The organism is Bradyrhizobium commune, assembly GCF_015624505.1.
GTDB classification, from domain to species: domain Bacteria; phylum Pseudomonadota; class Alphaproteobacteria; order Rhizobiales; family Xanthobacteraceae; genus Bradyrhizobium; species Bradyrhizobium commune.
Genome location: NZ_CP061379.1, coordinates 4,336,875 through 4,357,286 on the forward strand (window position 1 = coordinate 4,336,875; position 20,412 = coordinate 4,357,286).

15 protein-coding genes are annotated in these 20,412 nt (G+C 64.1%); 12 read left to right on the forward strand and 3 right to left on the reverse strand.

What is annotated here, in order from left to right; all coding sequences use genetic code 11:
* Positions 1-138 precede the first annotated feature (138 nt).
* The 4 genes from IC761_RS20525 (at position 139) to IC761_RS20540 (ending at position 4,224) form a co-directional block, all read left to right on the forward strand.
* Entirely contained in the window at positions 139-1,818 is a 1,680-nt protein-coding gene (locus tag IC761_RS20525) for a L,D-transpeptidase (protein ID WP_195798453.1), read from the forward strand.
* A 90-nt stretch (positions 1,819-1,908) separates the two neighbouring features.
* Complete coding sequence (locus IC761_RS20530; protein WP_195798454.1) at positions 1,909-2,478, forward strand: glutathione peroxidase; 570 nt, start codon at positions 1,909-1,911, stop codon at positions 2,476-2,478.
* Between the two features lie 192 nt (positions 2,479-2,670).
* Positions 2,671-3,660, forward strand: a complete 990-nt coding sequence (locus tag IC761_RS20535) for a polysaccharide deacetylase family protein (protein WP_195798455.1) — start codon at positions 2,671-2,673, stop codon at positions 3,658-3,660.
* A 9-nt stretch (positions 3,661-3,669) separates the two neighbouring features.
* Positions 3,670-4,224: a dihydrofolate reductase family protein gene (locus tag IC761_RS20540; RefSeq protein ID WP_195798456.1), complete on the forward strand. Its 555-nt coding sequence runs from the start codon at positions 3,670-3,672 to the stop codon at positions 4,222-4,224.
* Positions 4,225-4,228: 4 nt separating this feature from the next.
* Here the strand turns inward: IC761_RS20540 and IC761_RS20545 are convergent, their stop codons facing one another.
* Positions 4,229-4,681 (reverse strand): DoxX family protein, encoded by a 453-nt coding sequence (locus IC761_RS20545; RefSeq protein ID WP_195798457.1) that lies wholly within the window; start codon positions 4,679-4,681, stop codon positions 4,229-4,231.
* Between the two features lie 269 nt (positions 4,682-4,950).
* Entirely contained in the window at positions 4,951-7,260 is a 2,310-nt protein-coding gene (locus IC761_RS20550) for an NADP-dependent malic enzyme (protein ID WP_195798458.1), read from the reverse strand.
* A 241-nt stretch (positions 7,261-7,501) separates the two neighbouring features.
* On the opposite strand from IC761_RS20550, the gene IC761_RS20555 reads away from it, so the two are divergent.
* The gene (locus tag IC761_RS20555) at positions 7,502-9,472 is read left to right on the forward strand and encodes an aq_1923 C-terminal domain (RefSeq protein WP_195798459.1); all 1,971 of its coding nucleotides are present in this window, start codon (positions 7,502-7,504) and stop codon (positions 9,470-9,472) included.
* A 144-nt stretch (positions 9,473-9,616) separates the two neighbouring features.
* Here IC761_RS20555 and aspS read toward each other — a convergent pair whose 3' ends face one another.
* Positions 9,617-11,476 carry an aspartate--tRNA ligase gene (gene aspS, locus IC761_RS20560; protein ID WP_195798460.1) on the reverse strand — a complete coding sequence of 620 codons (1,860 nt, stop codon included), beginning with the start codon at positions 11,474-11,476 and terminating at the stop codon, positions 9,617-9,619.
* Positions 11,477-11,672: 196 nt separating this feature from the next.
* Here aspS and IC761_RS20565 point away from each other — a divergent pair, with 196 nt between their 5' ends.
* The 7 genes from IC761_RS20565 (at position 11,673) to IC761_RS20595 (ending at position 20,370) form a co-directional block, all read left to right on the forward strand.
* Positions 11,673-13,151, forward strand: coding sequence for a protein adenylyltransferase SelO (locus IC761_RS20565; RefSeq protein ID WP_195798461.1), 1,479 nt, complete (start codon positions 11,673-11,675; stop codon positions 13,149-13,151).
* Between the two features lie 332 nt (positions 13,152-13,483).
* Positions 13,484-14,335: a phosphodiesterase gene (locus IC761_RS20570; protein WP_195798462.1), complete on the forward strand. Its 852-nt coding sequence runs from the start codon at positions 13,484-13,486 to the stop codon at positions 14,333-14,335.
* Position 14,336: 1 nt separating this feature from the next.
* Complete coding sequence (locus tag IC761_RS20575; protein ID WP_195798463.1) at positions 14,337-15,287, forward strand: carbohydrate ABC transporter permease; 951 nt, start codon at positions 14,337-14,339, stop codon at positions 15,285-15,287.
* Complete coding sequence (locus tag IC761_RS20580; RefSeq protein WP_195798464.1) at positions 15,284-16,153, forward strand: carbohydrate ABC transporter permease; 870 nt, start codon at positions 15,284-15,286, stop codon at positions 16,151-16,153. Before IC761_RS20575 ends, IC761_RS20580 begins: the two co-directional genes overlap by 4 nt.
* Before the next feature lie 11 nt (positions 16,154-16,164).
* Positions 16,165-17,496, forward strand: coding sequence for an ABC transporter substrate-binding protein (locus tag IC761_RS20585; protein ID WP_195798465.1), 1,332 nt, complete (start codon positions 16,165-16,167; stop codon positions 17,494-17,496).
* Positions 17,497-17,912: 416 nt separating this feature from the next.
* Positions 17,913-19,061, forward strand: coding sequence for a ribonuclease D (gene rnd, locus IC761_RS20590; protein WP_195798466.1), 1,149 nt, complete (start codon positions 17,913-17,915; stop codon positions 19,059-19,061).
* A 187-nt stretch (positions 19,062-19,248) separates the two neighbouring features.
* On the forward strand, positions 19,249-20,370 hold the full coding sequence (locus tag IC761_RS20595; RefSeq protein WP_195798467.1) for an IS481 family transposase: 1,122 nt from the start codon (positions 19,249-19,251) through the stop codon (positions 20,368-20,370).
* Positions 20,371-20,412: the final 42 nt, after the last annotated feature.

Here is a 20,412-nt window from a genome sequence, read left to right on the forward strand (position 1 = left end):
AGCGGCCCGCCGTTTACCGCTCTGTGAGGCTTTTTTGCTACGGATTGGACAAAAGTAGCGGACGGCAGAACCGCTGTGCTGGTGAACGCGTATCCCCTCTGCGAAACTAATGTCTGATTTGGATTGTGGATTCGAGGAATGAATAGCGTGAACGGGTCCCGTTTTTCGGCCGCACCGGTACGGCTGTGGCAGTTCGCCATTTTGACGGCCGCAGGTGCGATTGGCGCGACCGGCCAGGCGGAAGCAGCATTCTATTACTCGGCGGACTATTCGGACGGATCATACTACTACCGGCAAGACCGGCATCCCGACCTGTCCCGCGTGAAGCCGCAGAAGCGCGGCACCGCTGCCGCCAGGAAAGACAAGGACGCCGTCGCCGAGAAGGAAACCGGCGCGAAGCCGCAAGGTCCGCTCGTCATCGTCGTCTCGATCGAGCGACAGAAGGTGACGATCTACGACTCCAACGGCGTGTTCGCGGAGGCTCCGGTGTCGACCGGCATGAAGGGCCATTCGACGCCGATGGGCGTGTTCAGCGTCATCCAGAAGCACAAATTCCACCATTCCAACATCTATAGCGGCGCGCCGATGCCGTACATGCAGCGGATCACCTGGTCCGGCGTCGCCATGCATGCCGGCGTGCTGCCGGGCTATCCGGCCTCGCACGGCTGCATCCGCATGCCGATGGCGTTCGCAGTGAAGATGTGGAACTGGACCAAGATGGGTGCGCGCGTCCTCGTCACGCCCGGCGAGATAACGCCACACAGCTTCTCGCATCCAATGCTCGCCTCGCTGCGCGTGCCGCCGCAGCCGGCAGCCAGCCTCGAGCCGACGACGACTGTCGGCGACAAGGCGGACAAGGGCGCGCCGGACACCACCAAGGTCACCGAAGCGAAGCCGGTTGAAACCAAATCCTTCGAGAACAAGACCGCCAGCGCGGATGGCGTGCTCGAGCTGCGCTCGACGGTCGGCCACACCGTGATGTCGGATGTGACCACGGGCAACGCGCCGGTCCGCGACGAAGCGGCTGCTGATCCGGCCACCAAGAACGAGAGCAAGACCGCCGAAGCCTCCGAGCCGGCGAAGGACGAGGCCGCGAGCACCGAGGCAAAACCCTCCGAGGCCGCGGAAGCGCCGAAGGCGACCACGGACGAGAAGCCGGCTGACAAGGTCGAGGCCGCCAAATCTGAGCCTGAGAAGACTGAGCCCGCGAAGGCGGAGCCGACCAAGGCGGAGGCTGCCGAGAGCGCGAAGAAGCCCGAGGCGCCGGTCACGGCGGCAGCGCCCACAGCCCCCGTGGACGCGAAGAAGGACCAGACCCGTGTCGCCGATCCCGCTCCCGCCGCCAAGCCTGACCTGCCGAAGCGCACTGGTCAGATCGCGGTGTTCATTAGCCGCAAGGATTCCAAGCTCTACGTGCGGCAGAACTTTTCGCCGCTGTTCGAGGTGCCCGTGACGATCGCCGCGAGCGACCGCCCGCTCGGCACGCATGTCTTCACCGCCGAGGTCGACAAGACTGATTCCAATGCGCTGCATTGGTCAGTGATATCGCTGCCGGTCACGGCCCGCGCCGCGGCACGCGAGGACGACAACCGCGTGACGCGCCGGCAGCGCGGCGCTGCGGTGATTGCTGTGGCCGCAAAGCCTGTCGTCATGCCGGACTCGCCGGCCGAGGCGCTCGACCGTATCTCTATCCCCGCCGACACCATGGCGAAGATCAACGAGATGCTGACCACCGGCGGCTCAGTGATCGTGTCCGACCAGGGCATCAACCAGGGCGAGACCGGCGAAGGCACCGACTTCATCGTCCGCCTGTACTGAACGGCCACACCCGTCCGATAACGCGGTGTTGAGCGGGCCGCTTCGCCCAGCGGAGTAGACTGCAACCCGGATCATGTCGGGGGACTCGCCATGCTGAACCGCAGGACCGTGCTCACCGCAGCGCTTGCCGCTGCGGCCAATTCGGCAACACATGCGCTGGCCGATGGCGGCATGAGCCGGATCCCGGCCTATGCCTTCACATTCCCGGCCTTGTCCGGCGACGATATCCGCCTGGCCGCCTTCACCGGCAAGCCACTGCTGGTCGTGAACACCGCCTCACTTTGCGGCTACACGCCGCAATATGCCGGCCTGCAGGAGCTCTGGAGCGAGTTTCGCGAACGCGGCCTCACCGTCATCGGCGTGCCCTCCAACGATTTCGGCGGACAGGAGCCCGGTGGCACCAGCGAGATTTCGGAGACCGCGCACCACCAATACGGCGTTACCTTCCCGATCGCGGCCAAGGCCGTCGTGATCGGGCAGAAAGCGCATCCGTTCTACAAATGGGCCGCCGAGGCGCGGCCGCGGGAAGTTCCGAAGTGGAACTTCCACAAATATCTGATCGGCCGCGACGGCTTCATTGCCGAGGTCTTTCCGTCCGCCGTGGAGCCTGCCGACACGCGGGTCAAGACGGCGGTCGCCAAGGCGCTGGCCGACAGCTGACGGTACGCGCCCGAACACGCTTCGGAAGCACAGGCTTCGGAGGCACAGGCTGGGCACAATTGTGGCGAAGCGCCAAACAGCCGTTGCAATGGCGATGGAGCACCATCTAGGCTAGGATGGTTTGGGCAGGACGGTTTCGCCGGAGGTGAAAAGCCACGGCGGAACAACGGGATCAATCTCGAGGACAACACCATGCGTGTGGCGGCAGGACTGATTTTGGCAAGCGCGATGTCTGTTGCGCTGACGAGCGCGGCGTGGTCGCAAACTCCGGCCGCGAAACCGGCGGCTGCGACACAAGCGGCACCGGCCGCAGCCCCGGCTCCCGCGGCACCGGCGCCGGCTGCCTTCGTCAACCCGCCGCCACCGCAACAGGCCCCGCAGCCGGCGCGCGCCGCCTGCAACAATCCGAACGCACTTGGCGTCACCCGCACCGTCGAGATCGACACCACCGGCGGTCCCGGCTTCGGCTTCGAGCACTTCAAGGAGCTCGACTTCCTGCGCGACCACGAGGTGGTGCTGACCTTCGACGACGGCCCCTGGCCGCGCAACACGCCGGCGGTGTTGAAGGCGCTCGCCGATCAGTGCACCACCGGGATCTTCTTCCCGATTGGTTTGCACTCGACCTACGAGCCTGAAATCCTCAAGCAGGTCTACGCCGCCGGCCACACCATCGGCGCGCATACCTGGTCGCACGCCAATCTCAACAACAAGAAGCTGACCGAACAGCAGAAGAAGGACGAGATCGAGAAAGGCTTCTCGGCGGTGAAATGGGCGCTCGGCGGCATCTCGCCCTCGCCGTTCTTCCGCTTCCCGGCGCTCCAGCATCCGCCGGAGATGGTCACCTATCTCGGCAACCGCAACGTCGCGATCTTCTCCTGCGATCTCGACTCCTTCGACTTCAAGGCGTCCAAGCCCGAGAAGGTGATCGACACCGTGATGAAGAAGCTCGACAAGCTCGGCAAGGGCATCATCCTGATGCACGACTTCCAGAAGCACACGGCCGAAGCCCTGCCCGAGCTGTTGAACCGCCTCAAGGCCGGCGGCTTCAAGGTGGTGGCGATGCGTGCCAAGACCCCGGTCGCGACGCTGCCCGAATACGACCAGGAGCTTCTCAAGGACGTCAAGCTGCCGACGGTGAGCCAGCGACCGGTCAATTCCGTGGTGACGACGGTCTCTGAGTAGCCGTCACCCTTGTCTTTCCATTTCGAAGGCTACGTCATCGTCTCGGCGGACGGCATGCTTGCCGACGCGCATCGTGTCATGCCCGACAGCCTGAAGTTCGAGGGCGACAAGCGCTTCTTCGAACAGGCACTCGATCATGCCACGCTGATCGTGCACGGCCGTCACTCGCATGAGCAGCAAGCCAACTCGCCGAAGCGCAAGCGGCTCATCACGACCCGCAAGATCAAGGCGCCCACCGTCGACCCGGAGATGCCGAACGCGACGTTGTGGAATCCCGCTCACGCGAGCTTCGCGGAGGCCTGCGCTTTTGCCGACGTCGCCACCGGCACGGTCGCGATCATCGGCGGTCCCGTCATGTTCGACATGTTCATGGATCGCTACGACACGTTCTGGCTGTCGGAGGCTCCGCATGTTCGCCTGCCCGACGGCGAAGCCTGCTTTGTCGGCGTGCCGGAACGGACGCCGCACGAGGTGCTGGCTTCACACGGGATGAAGCCCGGCGCGCCGTATCTGCTCGATGCCGCGCATGACGTCACCGTCACGCCATGGCGCAGGGTGGGTTAGCCTCTCAGACGTCACCATATGCGGCCTCGACCGGGCGTGTGGCGCGGCCGTAGCCCATGATCATGAAGAGCGCGCCGATGATCGAGAGATTCTTCAGCGCATCGACCAGCATCTTGCCATTGTCGGGCGCCGCCTGATTCCAGAAATCATAGAAGAAGAAGGTCGCGACTGCGACATAGATGATCAGCAGCATCGCAAAGAAACGCGCGCCGAAGTTCAAGGCGATCATCAGCCCCGCGATGATCTCGAGCCCACCGACCGCGATCGCCAGCAGCTGCGGCGTGGTCATGGCGGTCGCTGTCTCGATCTGCTTGGCGTAGGGCGCGATCACGTCAGGCACCACGACCTTGGCGGCGATGAAATCGGCGGTCGCCTGGATGGCAAAGAGCTTGGTCGCGCCCGTGTAGATGAACAGCACGGCGAACAGGATCCGCCCGAAAGTCACGAACGCTGGCATGATCGGCCTCTTGGCAAAGCGCTAAAGCACGGGATGCGCGTGGTGATTATGATGAGTCCGTTTGCGGTTTTCAAACGGGGAAATGGAGAACTACGACTAATTCAAGGTTGGCTGCGCGGGTGGTGCTCCTTCTCCCCTTGTGGGAGAAGGTGGCGCGAAGCGCCGGATGAGGGGTCTCTATCCGCGAGTTCAATTTTGAGAGGTGACTCGCGGATAGATACCCCTCACCCGTCTCGCCGCTAACGCGGGGGAGAGGGTGAGGATCGCCCCTACGTGAACAAAGTCGGCTGCTGCCGCGCCGCACGCTCCTGCGCTTCGACCACCGCAACCGCCGTCATGTTGAGGATGCCGCGCGCGGTGACCGAGGGGGTCAGGATATGCGCCGGGCGCGCCGGGCCGATCAGGATCGGGCCGACGGGGAGCGCGTCGGCGAGCGACTTGATCATCTGGTAGGCGACGTTGGCGGTGTCGAGGCTCGGCATGATCATGATGTTCGCCTCGCCCTCGAGCTTGGAGTGCGGCAGCACCATTTTTCGCGCCGCAGCCGAGAGTGCGGTATCGCCCTGCATCTCGCCGTCGGCCTCGATCTCGGGATGCTTCTCCTTCAAGAGCTGGGTCGCGCGCCGCATCTTGCGCGAGGAGTCGGTGTCATAGCTGCCGAAATCGGAGTGCGAGACGAACGCGATCTTGGGCTTGAGCGCGAAGCGCTGGACATGGACCGCCGCGAGCGAGGCGATCTCGGCGAGCTCTTCCGCGGTCGGATTGGGACGCACCTGGGTGTCGGCGACGAAGAAGGCACCCTTGCTGGTGATCAGCAGCGCCAGCGCCGCGTAGTCGCTGATCCCGGGCGAGAAGCCGACGATCTCGCGGACATGCCGCAGATGGTGCATGTAGCGGCCCTCGACGCCGCAGAGCATGGCGTCCGCCTCCCCGCGCGTCACCGCCAGCGCCGCGATCACCGTGTTGTTGGTGCGCACCACCGTCCGCGCCGCGTCCGGCGTCACGCCGCGGCGGCCGGCGACCTCGACATAGGACTGGACGTAGGAGCGGTAGCGCGGATCGTCCTCGGGATTGATGAGATCAAAATCCTTGCCCGCCCGGATCTGAAGGCCGAAGCGCTTGATGCGCGCCTCCACCACCGAGGGACGGCCGACCAAGATCGGCCGCGCCAGATTCTCCTCCAGCACCACTTGCGTCGCGCGCAACACGCGCTCGTCCTCGCCTTCGGCGTAAATCACGCGCACCGGCTGGGTCTTGGCCTTGGCGAACATCGGCTTCATGACGATGCCGGAGCGGAAGGCGAAGCGCTCGAGCAGCGCGGTGTATTCGTCGAAATTGGTGATGGGGCGCGTCGCCACGCCCGATTCCATCGCGGCTTTCGCAACCGCCGGCGAAATGCGCAGAATCAACCGAGGATCAAACGGGCTCGGGATCAGCGAGCCCGGACCAAAGCCTTGGGTTTCGCCGGTATCAAAACCCTGCGCCACTGCATCCGACGGCGCCTCGCGCGCGAGCTGCGCGATGGCTTCGACGGCGGCGTGCTTCATCTCCTCGTTGATCGCGGTGGCGCCGACATCGAGCGCGCCGCGGAAGATGAAGGGGAAGCAGAGGACGTTGTTGACCTGGTTCGGATAGTCCGAGCGCCCGGTGCAGATCATGGCGTCGGGGCGCGCCGCGCGCGCCTCCTCCGGCATGATCTCCGGCGTTGGGTTCGCAAGCGCCATGATCAGCGGCTTGTCGCCCATCGCCTTGGCCATCTCCGGCTTGAGCACGCCGGGAGCCGAGAGCCCGATGAAGATGTCGGCGCCGCCGATGACGTCGCCGAGCGTGCGCTTGTCGGTCTTCTGCGCATAAACCGCCTTCCAGCGGTCCATCTGGGTGTTGCGTCCGTCATAGACCAGGCCGTCGATGTCGCAGACCCAGATGTTCTTGCGCTGCGCGCCCATCGACACCAGGAGATTGAGGGTCGCGATCGCGGCTGCGCCAGCCCCCGAGGCCACGATCTTGACGTCGGACAGCTTCTTGCCGTTCAGCCTGAGACCATTGGTGATGGCGGCGGCGACGATGATCGCGGTGCCGTGCTGGTCGTCATGGAAGACCGGGATCTTCATGCGCTCCTTCAGCTGCGCCTCGATCTCGAAACATTCCGGTCCGCGGATGTCCTCAAGGTTGATGCCGCCGAAGGTCGGCTCGAGCGCGGCCACGGTCTCGACCACGCGGCTGATGGTGTCGGCGGCGATCTCGATGTCGAACACGTCGATGCCGGCGAATTTCTTGAACAGGACCGCCTTGCCTTCCATCACCGGCTTGGAAGCAAGCGGACCGATATTGCCGAGACCCAGCACCGCGGTGCCGTTCGAGACCACGGCGACCAGATTGGCGCGGGTCGTGAGCGAAGCGGCTTCCGCCGGGTTCTTGGCGATCTCGGTACAGGCCGCGGCGACGCCCGGAGAATAGGCAAGCGCGAGGTCGCGCTGGTTGGCGAGCGGCTTGCTCGCCTGAATCTCGAGCTTTCCCGGGCGCGGCAGACGGTGATAGGCCAGCGCCGCCTGGTGGAGATCATCAGAATAGGACGACATGCGGTATCTTGCCTCGCGTTACCGGCCTCAGAATGTCCCGGCTTGCCCCGCGGGTCGCGGTATTCCGGGTCATGGAAACGGGATCAAGCACGGCCGGCGCCCCGGTGGCAACATCGGATTGCTGATCCATTAACAGATCGCACGTTCAAATATCTGAAAGCGCTAGCTTTCTCTAGACGGTACAGCGCTTTGCGAATATGGCAGGTTGCGCAGTGCAAAATGGGCAACTGGAGCTGAGGACATGAAGCGAATCCTGATCGGCCTGATCGCAGTGGCCGTGCTGGCCGCGGGCGGATGGTTCGGCTTCAATCTCTATGTCCAGCATCGCGTCACCACCGCGGTCGAAGCGACCTTCGATCGGCTTCGCGCCGGCGGCGGCAAGGCCAGTCATGGCAAGGTGGCGTTCGACCTGACAAACCGCACGCTGACGATCGAGGATATTGCAATCGAGCCTGCCGAGCAGCCGCAGGCGCATGTCAAGATCGCCGCCATCAAGGGCGCAGGCATCCGCCAGGTCGACGACAGTCGCTTTACCGCCGACAGCATCGATATCAGGGGTTTCGAAGTTGCCCTGGACGAGGTCGGCCCCGGCAAGCTGAAGGCCTCCTACAAGGTCCCGCAACTGACCATGCGGGATTACGCCGGCCCGATTCACACGCCGAACCCGCCGTCGACGGGCTCCCTGATCGACATGTATCGATTTGTCCTCGATCAGTACGCGAATGTGACCGCATCTTCCGTCACGGCCCCGACCATCACCATCGCCTTCGATGCCGGCAAAGGCGCCGGCGGCAACGGCGAGGTCGTCTATTCCGGTCTGGCGGTCCAGAAGCTCGCCCAGGGCAAGATGGACGCGATGAAGGCGGACCGTGCCACCTTCACGATCGACGTGCCGCAGCCGGGCAAAGCGGACAAGCTGACCGGCGAGATGTCCGACATCATCATCAATGATTTCGACTCGACCGCGATTGCTGCCGCGCTCGATCCGCAGAAGGCCAACGACGACAGCTATCATCGCGTGTACGGGCAGATCTCGACCGGCTCTTATGTGGCGACGTCGACGCTCGGCATGAAGATGCAGGTCGACGGAGTCTCCGCCACCGACATCGCGGTCAAGCCGTCAAAATTCCGGCCGGCCGAGATCCTGGAGCTGCTCCCGGCGGACCGCTCGGTTCTGCCGACGCCGGCGCAATCGCGCGAGATGATGGAGAAGGTCGCCAATTTCTATGAGGGCCTTCGCGTCGGCAAGATCGAGATCGGCACCATGTCGATGACGACCCCGCAAGGGACGCCGCGGCTGAGGGCGATCAAATATCAGGAGGGCGAGCTTGCGGTCGAAGGCCTCGACGCGCCGACGCCGCAAGGGCAAATCAAGATGGAGCGCTTCGCGCTCAAATCGTTCAGCGTGGCGAACCTGCTGCGCTGGGCGGCGGGCTTCTCCAATCCCGGCCAGCCGCCATCGCCCGACAAGATGCTGGGCCTGTTCAGGGTGCTGGACGGCGCCGAGATCAAGGGCGTGGTCTCGCCCTACAAGAACACGCGACAGCTCATCACCATCGATACGATCGACCTGAACTGGGGCCAGCTGGTCGGATCGATCCCGAGCAAGGCCAATCTGGTCGTGAAAATGGTGACGCCCACCGACCCGACCAATCCGGCGCAGCGGGCGCTGACCATGGCCGGCCTCGACAAGCTCGCGATCGACCTCGATCTCGGCGCCGTCTGGACCGAGTCTTCCGGCGCCTTCACGCTGACGCCCGCCACGATTGAACTCGGAAATCTTGCCAAGGCGCAAGGCCGCCTCGCGCTTGCCAACGTGCCGCGCGACATCTTCTCGCCCGATCCGGCGCAGGTCATGGGGCAGGCGCGGCAGATCGAGGCCGGCGCGATCGAGCTCTCCTTGCGCGACAGTGGCGTGGTCGATCTCGTGGTCGCGACGTTCGCGCGCGCCCAGAATGTCGGCCGCGACGCCGCGCGCAGCGCCATCGTCGACATGATCCGCGCCCAGGGCGAGAAGATCGCGGCCTCCAATCTCGATGCCAAGGCGGCGGTCGATGCGGTCGCGAGCTTCGTCGCGACCTCGGGCCAGACGCTCACGATCAAGCTGACGCCGCTCGGCAAGGTGCCGCTGGTCCAGCTGATGGATGCCCTGAACAGCGAGCCGGTCGTCGCACTCGCGCAATTCCGGATCGAGGCCTCGACGGGGCTGTAGTTGATCCCGTGTCCCGGACGCGGCGCGGCATGAAATGACGCGACGCAGAGCCGGGACCCAGAGAGGCCGCAGTTCGCGTCGACATGGGCCCCGGCTCAGCAGCGCACCGCTGAAGAAGCGCTGCGCTGCGTCCGGGGCACGAAATCACTTCTGCGGCAGGTTCACCCGTACGTGCAGCTCGCGGAGCTGTTTTGTCGTCGCTTCCGACGGCGCGCCCATCAGCAGGTCCATGGCCTGCTGGTTCATCGGGAACAGCGAGATCTCGCGCAAATTCGTGGCGCCGCAGAGCAGCATCACGATGCGGTCGACGCCCGCGGCCATGCCGCCATGCGGCGGCGCGCCGTACTGGAAGGCACGGTACATGCCGCCGAAGCGGTCGACCACTTCCTGCTCGCCGTAACCTGCGATCTCGAACGCCTTCACCATCGCTTCAGGCACGTGGTTGCGGATGCCGCCCGAGGCGATCTCGTAGCCGTTGCAGGTGATGTCGTACTGGAACGCCTTGATGGTCAGCGGGTCCTGGCCCCTGAGCGCATCGAGGCCGCCCTGCGGCATCGAAAACGGGTTGTGCGAGAAGTCGACTTTCTTGTCGTCCTCGTTGTACTCGTACATCGGGAAATCGACGATCCAGGCGAGCTCGAACCGCTCCTTGTCGGTGAGGTTCAGCTCCTCGCCGACCTTGTTGCGGGCCAACCCAGAAAACTTCCAGAACTTGTCGGGATCGCCGGCGACGAAGAAGGCGGCATCGCCGTCCTTGACGCCGATCTGTGCGCGGATCGCTTCAGTGCGCTCCCGGCCTATATTGTTGGCTAGGGGTCCTCTGCCTCGCGGGGCCAACAGGCTCTCCGATGGCAGAGAGCCCGGGTCAACCTTCTCAAAGGCCTTCTCTACTGCCTCGCGTACCGAGCCTTCTTCAGCTCCCTTTGCCCACATGATGTAGCCCAGCCCAGGCTGGCCCTCACCCTGCGCCCACGAGTTCATGCGGTCGCAGAAGGCGCGCGAACCCCCGCCCGTGGCCGGGATCGCCCAGACCTGGTTCTTGGGGTCTTCGAGCATGCGCGCAAAGACCTTGAAGCCGGAGCCACGAAAATGCTCGGAGACGTCCTGCATCTCGATGGGGTTGCGCAGGTCCGGCTTGTCGCTGCCGTATTTGCGCAGCGCTTCGGCGAACGGAATGCGGCGCCAGTTCTTGGTCACCGGCTTGCCCTTGGCGAACTCCTCAAACACGCCGGTGATGACCGGCTCCATCGCCGCGAACACGTCGTCCTGCGTGACAAAGCTCATCTCGACGTCGAGCTGGTAGAATTCACCCGGTAGACGATCGGCGCGCGGGTCCTCGTCGCGGAAGCAGGGCGCGATCTGGAAGTAGCGGTCGAAGCCCGACATCATCAAGAGTTGCTTGTACTGCTGCGGCGCCTGCGGCAGCGCGTAGAACTTGCCGGGATGGATGCGCGAGGGCACCAGGAAGTCGCGCGCGCCTTCCGGCGAGGACGCGGTCAGGATCGGGGTGTTGAACTCGAAGAAACCCTGCCCCTCCATGCGCCGGCGCATCGACTTGATGATCTCGACGCGCGTCATGATGTTCTGATGCAACTTCTCACGACGCAAATCGAGGAAGCGGTACTTCAGGCGGATGTCCTCGGGATATTCCTGGTCGCCGAACACCGGCAGCGGCAAATCGCCGGCCGGGCCCAGCACCTCGATCTCGCTGACATAGATCTCGATCTTGCCGGTCGGCAGATCGTCATTGTCGGTGCCTTCGGGGCGACGGCGGACCTTGCCGTCCATCTTGACCACGAATTCCGAGCGCAGCTTTTCGGCCTGCGCAAACGCCGGCGAGTCCGGATCGACCACGCACTGGGTCAGGCCGTAATGGTCGCGCAGGTCGATGAACAGCACGCCGCCATGGTCGCGCACGCGATGGACCCAGCCCGAGAGGCGGATGGCCTCGCCGATGTTGCTCTCGCGGAGCGCGCCGCATGTGTGTGACCGGTAGCGATGCATGGTCGTCCCAAAATCAATGTCGGAGGAAGCGAATCGGACGGCCTGTCACGGTCGGTCCGAAGTTGCGGCAGGGTTTACCCGACGAGGCCGGAGGCGGCAACCAAGGGAACGGCCTGATTTGGGGCCGAACCGTCCATTTTTGGACAATCAAGGCTCAAGCCTTTGCCATCAGGCGTTCCAGCCCTATCTTGGGGCTATGACCGTCCATTTCCCCTTCCAAAACTCCTATTCCGCGCTGCCGGACAGCTTCTTTGCCCGCGTCGCGCCGACCCCTGTCGCCGCCCCTCGGCTGATCAAGCTGAACCGGCCGCTGGCGATCCAGCTCGGGCTCGATCCGGACCTCTTGGAAACCCCCGAGGGCGCCGAGATCCTGGCCGGCAAGACGGTTCCCGCCGGGGCCGATCCCATCGCCATGGCCTATGCCGGCCATCAGTTCGGGCATTTCGTACCCCAGCTCGGAGACGGCCGTGCCATCCTGCTCGGCGAGGTCATCGACAGGGACGGCGTCCGCCGCGACATCCAGCTCAAGGGAAGCGGCCCCACCCCGTTCTCCCGCCGCGGCGACGGCCGCGCCGCGCTCGGCCCTGTGCTGCGCGAATACATCGTCAGCGAAGCGATGTTCGCGCTCGGCATCCCGACCACACGCTCGCTTGCCGCCGTCATCACCGGCGAGCCCGTGATCCGCGAGACCGTGCTGCCCGGCGCCGTGCTGACGCGCGTGGCAGCGAGCCATATCCGCGTCGGCACCTTTCAGTTCTTCGCCGCCCGTCGTGATACCGGCGCGATCCGCCGGCTCGCTGACCACGTCATCACGCGCCACTACCCGGAGCTGTTGACCGCGGAGCGCCCGTATCATGCGCTGCTCGCCGGCGTCGTCGCGCGCCAGGCCGAGCTCGTCGCGCGCTGGTTGCTGGTCGGCTTTATCCATGGCGTGATGAACACCGACAACTCATCGATATCAGGCGAAACCATCGACTACGGCCCCTGCGCCTTCATGGATGCCTACAATCCCGGACAGGTGTTCTCCTCGATCGACGAGATGGGCCGCTACGCCTACGCCAACCAGCCGCGCATCGCGCTATGGAATCTGACGCGGCTCGCCGAATGCCTGCTGCCGCTGTTCTCCGACGACCAGGAGAAGGCGGTCGAGCAGGCGCAGGAGATTCTTGGCGCGTTCCCCGAGATCTTCAGCAAGGCCTATCAGGCCGGTCTGCGCAAGAAGGTCGGCCTGTTCACGGAGCGTGACGGCGATGAGGCGCTGATCCAGGACCTGCTCGACGCCATGGCCAAGAACCAGGCCGACTTCACCCTCACTTTCCGCAAGCTCGGTGACGCGGCAGGCGATGAGGCCGGCGCCGCCGACGTCCGCGCGCAGTTCATGGATCCCGCGGCCTTTGATGAGTGGGCCAAGCGCTGGCGCGAGCGCACGGCGCTGGAGCCGCACACCGCGACCGAACGGCAAGCTGCGATGAACGCCGTCAATCCGCTGTTCATCCCGCGCAACCACCGCGTCGAAGCCGTGATCCAGGCCGCGGTGAACAACGACGACTACGCGCCGTTCGAGGAATTGGTGAAGGTGCTGGCCAAGCCATACCAGGAGCAACCGGACTACGCCGCCTACGCCGATCCGCCGCTGCCGGACCAGCTTGTGTTGCAGACGTTTTGCGGGACGTGAGGCGCGCCGGGCTTCGCACGCGCCCTTCCGTCGAGCCGACTGCTGCGCGCTGCTGCGGATTTTCCGATGGTGGCATCATGCCCCTGTTTTGCCCGACGAGTCAAATTATGTCGAAAGACGCGTAAGCCGTTGTCCCGACAACCTTCGGCTACTGTGCATGGGGTTGTTTTCGATATTTGTGTGATGCGGCTCGGCGCCCTCGCCGGAACGTCCTGTGGAATTCGGGACGGGCGGAACCGCTGTCATCAAACTGAAACACTCGCACTCTAACGGCCTGTCAGGGCCGTCTTGCCGGAGGCGCCCACCCTCCAACAGTCCCTGACAAGCGCGCCATGCCCTTCAAGTTCATCCACATCACCGACACGCATCTCGCCAATCCGGGGCTCAAGCTCTACGGCCTCGACCCGCGCGCCCGGCTGGATGCGGCGATTGCCGACATCAACAGGCATCAATCCGATGCCGCGTTTGCGGTCGTGACCGGCGACCTTACCCATTGGGGCGAGCCGGAATCCTACGCCAATTTTGCTGACGCAATGGCCGCGCTGAAAATGCCCTACATCGCCATGGTCGGCAATCACGACAAGCGCGTGGCCTGCCTCGACGGCCTGAAGGCCGCGCCGCGCGATCCCAACAGCTTCGTACAGGGCACGCGGACCACCGAGCACGGTCTGTTCGTTTTCCTGGACACGCTGGACGAGACCAGCCACGCCGGCGAAATGTGCGCCAAGCGCTTCGACTGGCTTGCGAGCACGCTGGCGGCGGCACCTGCCGACATGCCGTTCGTCGTGTTCATGCATCATCCGCCCTTCCCGGTCGGCGTCCACGCGATGGACGAGATCGCGCTGAAGCAGAGCGCCGAATTTGCCGAGGTGATCGCGCCCTATCGCGCGCGCATCCGCCACCTGTTCTTTGGCCATGTGCACCGTCCCATCTTCGGCAGCTACGGCAAGATCCCGTTCTCGACGCTGCGCGGCACCAACCACCAGGTCTGGTTCGAGCTCGATGCTGCCGCCACCGACCATCTCGCCAGCCATGAGCCGCCGGCTTATGGTGTGGTGCTGATCGACGGGGAGAACCTGGTCGTGCACAGCCACGACTTCCTCGACACCAGTCTGCGCTTCCCCTTCGCCGCACCAGCGGGAATGGACGACCGCGACTATGCCCTCAACTTCCCGGCGCGGTGAGATGAGCCTCGCTGAACCCGCGGCTCTCCCGGTCGCGGCATCGGTGCCGCCGCGCCTGCATCTATTGCAGCGGTTCACAGGTCGCTTCAAGGTGTCGCTACCCGCCTATCTGCTGCTGCTGCCCTCTCTCGTCTTCCTCGCGCTGTTCACCTATGGCGCGATGGGGCGCGTGCTCATCGACGCGCTCTATCAGCGCGCCACGCCGAAGGCGCCGCTCCGCTTTGTCGGCCTCGACAATATCAGCGCTGTGCTTGCGGATCCTTATTTCACCGGCGCGGTCGTCAACAACCTCGTCTACGCCGTCGGCACCGCGATCCCGAGCATCGGCCTTGCGCTGCTGTTCGCGCTGGCGCTGGCGCGGACCAATGTGGTGACCAGCGCGCTGAGGGCTGCGCTGTTCCTGCCGGTGTTGATCCCGATGGTCGCAGCGTCCGCGCTGTTTCTCTTTATCTTCCTGCCCAATGTCGGACTGCTCGATTACTACATCGGCGGGCTCCTTCCGGTGGTTCCGAACTGGCTGGGCGACCCCGACATCGCGCTCTACGCGATCATGATCATCACGATCTGGAAGAACGCCGGCTATTACATGCTGTTCTTCCTCGCCGGGCTCCAGTCGGTGCCCGAGGACGTGATGGAAGCCGCCCATCTCGACGGCGCGGGTCCCTTCATGCGGCTGCGCTACATCATCCTGCCGGAGCTGAAGCCGACCTTCCTGTTCGTCATCGTGATCGCCACGCTGAACGCGGTGACGCAGGTCGACCACGTCTTCGTCATGACCAAGGGCGGCCCGTCGAATTCGACCAATCTCGTGCTGTTCTACATCTACCAGCAGGCGGTCGAGCATTACGACATCGGCAAGGCCTCGGCCGCGACGATGCTGACGCTTGCAGCCCTGATGGGCCTCACCGCGCTATCGTTCCGTACCATGGCGAACCGCGAGGGCGGGCCATGAAGCTCATTGACCGGCTCACCAAGGACGTCCCGCTCGCCACCCGCCGCGAGATCACGCCCAAGCTCGGCTTCCTGCTGACCGTGCTGCTCGCGCTGGTCTGGCTGATCCCGTTCCTGTGGATGGGCGTGGCGACGCTGCGCCCCCCGTCCGACGGCATCAATTTGATGGCCGAGCTGATGCCGAGCCTCAAGCCCACCCTCGACAACATCAGGGATGCCTGGGAGATCGGCGACTTCCCGCGCTACTTCCTCAACACCACCATCATCTGCACCGGCATCCTGCTGGTGCAATTCGTCACGATCACGCTGGCGGGCTTTGCCTTTGCGCGGCTCGACTTCGCCGGCAAGACGCTGATCTTCTATCTGTTCCTGATGCAGCTGATGCTGGTGCCGGTGCTGCTGATCGTGCCCAACTTGCGGATCATCGCGCAATTCGGCCTCTATGACACGCTGGCCGGCGTGATGATGCCCTTCTTCGCCTCGGCCTTCGGCACCTTCCTGATGAGGCAGGCGTTTGAAGCCATTCCGACCGAGCTGGAAGACGCCGCGCTGATTGACGGCGCGAGCCTATTCCAGCGCATCCGCCACATCTATGTGCCGCTGTCGATCCCGAGCTTTTCGGCGTTCGCCATCATCTCCGTGACCAGCCACTGGAACGACTTCCTGTGGCCGCTGATGGTGATCAATTCGCCGGACAAGCGGCCGCTCACCGTTGGGCTCTCCGTCTTCACCGCGACCGCGGAGGGCACGCAGGCCTGGGGCACCATCGCCGCCGGCACGCTGATGGTGATCGCGCCGCTGCTCATCACCTTCCTGATCTTCCAGAAACGTTTCATCAGCTCTTTCGTCACCTCAGGCATCAAATAGGAGATTTTCCGATGCTGTTTTCCCGCAGGCTCATGCTTGGCCTCGCCATAGCAGGCACTTTTGCCAGCGCCCTCGCCTTGCCGGCGCTGGCCGAAGGTCCGACCGAGATCGACCTGTTCTTCCCCGTGCCCGTCGACGGCAAGCTCGCCCGCGACATGGGCACCTTGATCAAGGAGTTCAACGACGGTCATCCCGACATCAAGGCAACCGCGGTCTACACCGGCTCCTATGACGACACGCTGATCAAGACGCGTGCCTCGATCAAGGCCGGCAAGCCGCCGGCCGCCGTGATCATGTCGGCGAACTTCCTGCTCGACATGCAGATCGAGAACGAGCTCACCAATCTCGACTCTCTGATCGCCGCCGACGGCACCACCAAGGATCAGTTCCTCGGCCAGTTCTTCCCGGCGCTCCAGGGCAACGCGGTGATCAACCGCTCGGTCTACGGCGTGCCCTTCCACAATTCGACGCCGCTGCTCTACATCAACGCCGACAAGGCCAAGGAGGCCGGCCTCGATCCGAGCAAGCCGCCGCAGACCTGGGCCGAGCTGACCGACTGGGCCAAGAAGCTCACCAAGCGCGAAGGCGACAAGGTCACCCAATGGGGCATCGCGATCCCCTGCGCCTATGACTATTGCGGCTGGATGATGGAAACGCTCACCATGACCAATGGCGGGCGCTACTACAACGAGGAGTTCGGCGGCGAAGTCTATTACGACACGCCCTCGATGCTCGGCGCGCTGACCTGGTGGAACGACCTCATCAACAAGTACAAGGTGCACGCGCCCGGCGCGACGCCCGGCCCGGCCGTCAGCACCTCCTTCATCTCCGGCAACGCCGCGATGATGATGCTCTCGACCGGCTCGCTGACCTATGTGCGCGACAATGCCAAGTTCGCCTACAAGGTCGCCTTCATCCCGCGCAACGTCCGCAACGCCGTGCCGATCGGCGGCGCCTCGCTGATCATTCCGGCGGGCCTCGAAGCCGACAAGCAGAAGGCGGCCTGGACACTGATCAAGTGGATGACCTCGCCCGAGAAGAGCGCCTGGTGGAGCCGTGCGACGGGTTACTTCGCGCCCAACATGGCTGCCTACAAGACGCCCGACATGGTCGACTTCCTCAACAAGAATCCGGACGCCAAGACCGCCGTCGAGCAGCTCGACGTCGCAAAGCCCTGGTTTGCGACCTACAAGACCGTGCCGGTCCGCAAGAACCTCGAGGACGAGGTGATGCTGGTCCTCAACGGCAAGAAGCAGCCGAAGGACGCCCTCGTCGCCGCCCAGAAGGCCGCCGACGAGACGCTCAAGCCGTACAATGCGGAGACGTCGCTGAAGCTGCCGTAAGGCGCGGCGACATCAGCAACTGAGCTTCGGCGCTCCGTCATGCGGGGCGCCGAATGCGTTCTTGAGGGGACGCAACCCGTTAACCCCCCGTCCACCATCCGGCTGCCCATACCGCCGGTAACCATTGGAATTAACAGACCCTCAATTCAGCCCAGACAAGTTTCACGATGTTTCTGGGGGATTTTTGCCGTGGATCTGTTGGTTTTCGAGTTCCTGGGGCTGGCGCTGGTTGCCATGTGCGTGGTCGTGGTGGCGCTGCCCTGCGCCCGCAAATCCTCGAACCGGATCCGTTACGAGTAGGTTTTCCGGCCGGAGGATGCGATTCCGGCCCAATGCAAGGCTCGAATTCGCTACGAGCCCCTTGACATCACAGCGCTTTCGGCAGAACGGCTGATATCAAGTGTTATGGGCCGTTCATGGATTTGATTACCACCACCGCTGACCTCGCGGCTGCTTGCAGCCGGCTGGCCAAGCACCCCGTCATTACCGTCGATACCGAGTTCCTGCGCGAGACCACCTATTACCCGCTGTTGTGCGTGGTGCAGATGGCCAGCGCCGAGGAAGCCATCGTCATTGACGCGCTCGCCGAGGGCATCGACCTCAAGCCGTTCTTCGAGCTGATGGCCAATGAGAGCGTGCTGAAGGTGTTCCACGCCGCCCGCCAGGACATCGAGATCATCTGGCACCAGGCCAACATCATCCCGCATCCAGTGTTCGACACCCAGGTCGCCGCCATGGTGCTCGGCTATGGCGACAGCATCGCCTATGACGCGCTGGTCGAGAAGGTCACCGGCCACCGCCCGGACAAGACCCACCGCTTCACCGACTGGTCGCGCCGGCCGCTGTCCAAGGAGCAGATGCATTACGCGGTCTCCGACGTCACCCATCTGCGCGACGTCTTCGCAGCGCTGGACGCCGATTTGAAGAAGCGCCGCCGCAGCGAATGGGTCTCCATCGAGATGGAGATTTTGACCTCGCCCAAGACCTACGACTTCCACCCCGAGCGCGCCTGGGAGCGGCTGAAGACGCGGGTCCGCAAGCCCAAGGACCTCGCGGTGCTGATGGAGGTCGCGGCCTGGCGCGAGCAGGAGGCGCAGAGCCGCGACGTGCCGCGCGGCCGCGTGCTGCGCGACGAAGCGATCAGCGACATCGCCACCCATGCGCCGAATACGCTGGAGAAGCTCGCCAATTTGCGCTCGGTGCCGAAGGGGTTTGAGAAATCCAAATGGGGCGCCGACATCGTCGCCGCGGTCGAGCGCGGCCTGGCGCGGGATCATTCCACGCTGCCGAAGCTGGAGAAGCCGCGCAACAATAACAATGGCGCAGCGATCGTCGAGCTGTTGAAGGTGCTGCTGCGGATGACCGCAGAGCGACATGCGGTGGCGAGCAAGGTGATCGCAACCGTCGACGATCTCGAGGAGATCGCGGCGAGCGACGAGGCCGACGTGCCGGCGCTCCGCGGCTGGCGTCGCGAGCTGTTCGGAGATGCCGCGCTGAAGCTCAAGCATGGCGAGCTGGCGCTCGCGATCGAGAAGGGCCGCGTCATCGGGGTCAAGCGGGCGTAGACGGTCGGCACAGCAGCCGCCGCCGTCATTGCGAGGAAGCTCTTGCGACGAAGCAATCCAGATTGTTTCCGAGGAGGGATTCTGGATTGCTTCGCTACTGTTCAGCCCGGGGACATAGCTTACACCTGTTCGGGGACATGGTTGACACATCAAAATCGGCTGGATTCGTCGAACAAGGGGGCGAGCCATGCCGTGGCGAGAGGTGTCTGTCATGGACCAGCGGCGCGAGTTTGTGATGCTTGCTAAGCAGGAAGGAGTGAACCGGCGGAAGCTGTGCCGGCAGTTCGGGATTAGTGCCCAGACTGGTTACAAGTGGATCGAGCGCTATGATGCAGGGGATACGACGCTGGCCGATCGCTCGCGCCGGCCGCATCACAGCCCGGATCGTACTGAGGCTGCGATCGAGCAGCAGATTGTGGCCTTGCGCGATGTCCACCCGGCCTGGGGGGCGCGCAAGATTTTGCATCGTCTAAAGCGCGACCGGCAAGCCGTGCCGGCGATATCGACGACGCACGAGATCCTGCGTCGCTACGATCGCGTGAGCGAACCTGCGGGGAGACCTGGACAGCCCTACATCCGCTTCGAGAAGGAGGCACCCAATCAGCTCTGGCAGATGGACTTCAAGGGACACAGCCCCCTCGAGGACGGCGTATCCTGCCACCCGCTGACGATGCTGGACGATCACTCGCGGTTCTCGTTGTGCCTGGCTGCTTGTGACAACGAGCGAGGTTCGACCGTGCAAGGGCATCTGAGGGAGACATTCCGCCGGTACGGCCTCCCCGATGCGATGTTCGTCGACAATGGCGGCCCCTGGGGCTTCACCCTTGAAGACCCTTGGACCGGGCTGACGGTCTGGCTTTTGAAGCTTGGCGTCCGGGTGATCCACAGCCGGCCGTATCATCCGCAGAGCCGAGGAAAGAACGAACGCTTCCATCGCACGCTGAAGGCCGAGGTATTTGCCTTCAGGCGCTACCGCGACCTTGCCGAGGTGCAGCGCGCATTCGACCAATGGCGAGCCGTCTACAATCTCGATCGGCCGCATGAGGCTTTGAACTACAACGTTCCGGCAAGCCGGTACCAACCCAGTTCGCGGGAAATGCCGGACAGATTGCCCGCGGTGGAATACGACGAGCACGAGGTCGTCCGTTCCGTCTCCACCACCAAGGCCTATGTCAGCTTCAAAGGCAAATTGTGGAAGGTTCCGCAGGCCTTCCGCGGCGAACGGCTTGCGATCCGTCCACTCAATACCGACGGCAGGTTCGGCATCTTCTTCGCCGCGCACCAGATCGCGGCGATCGATTTAGGATGATCCAAAAGTGTCAACCATGTCCCCGAACAGGTGTAAGCTATG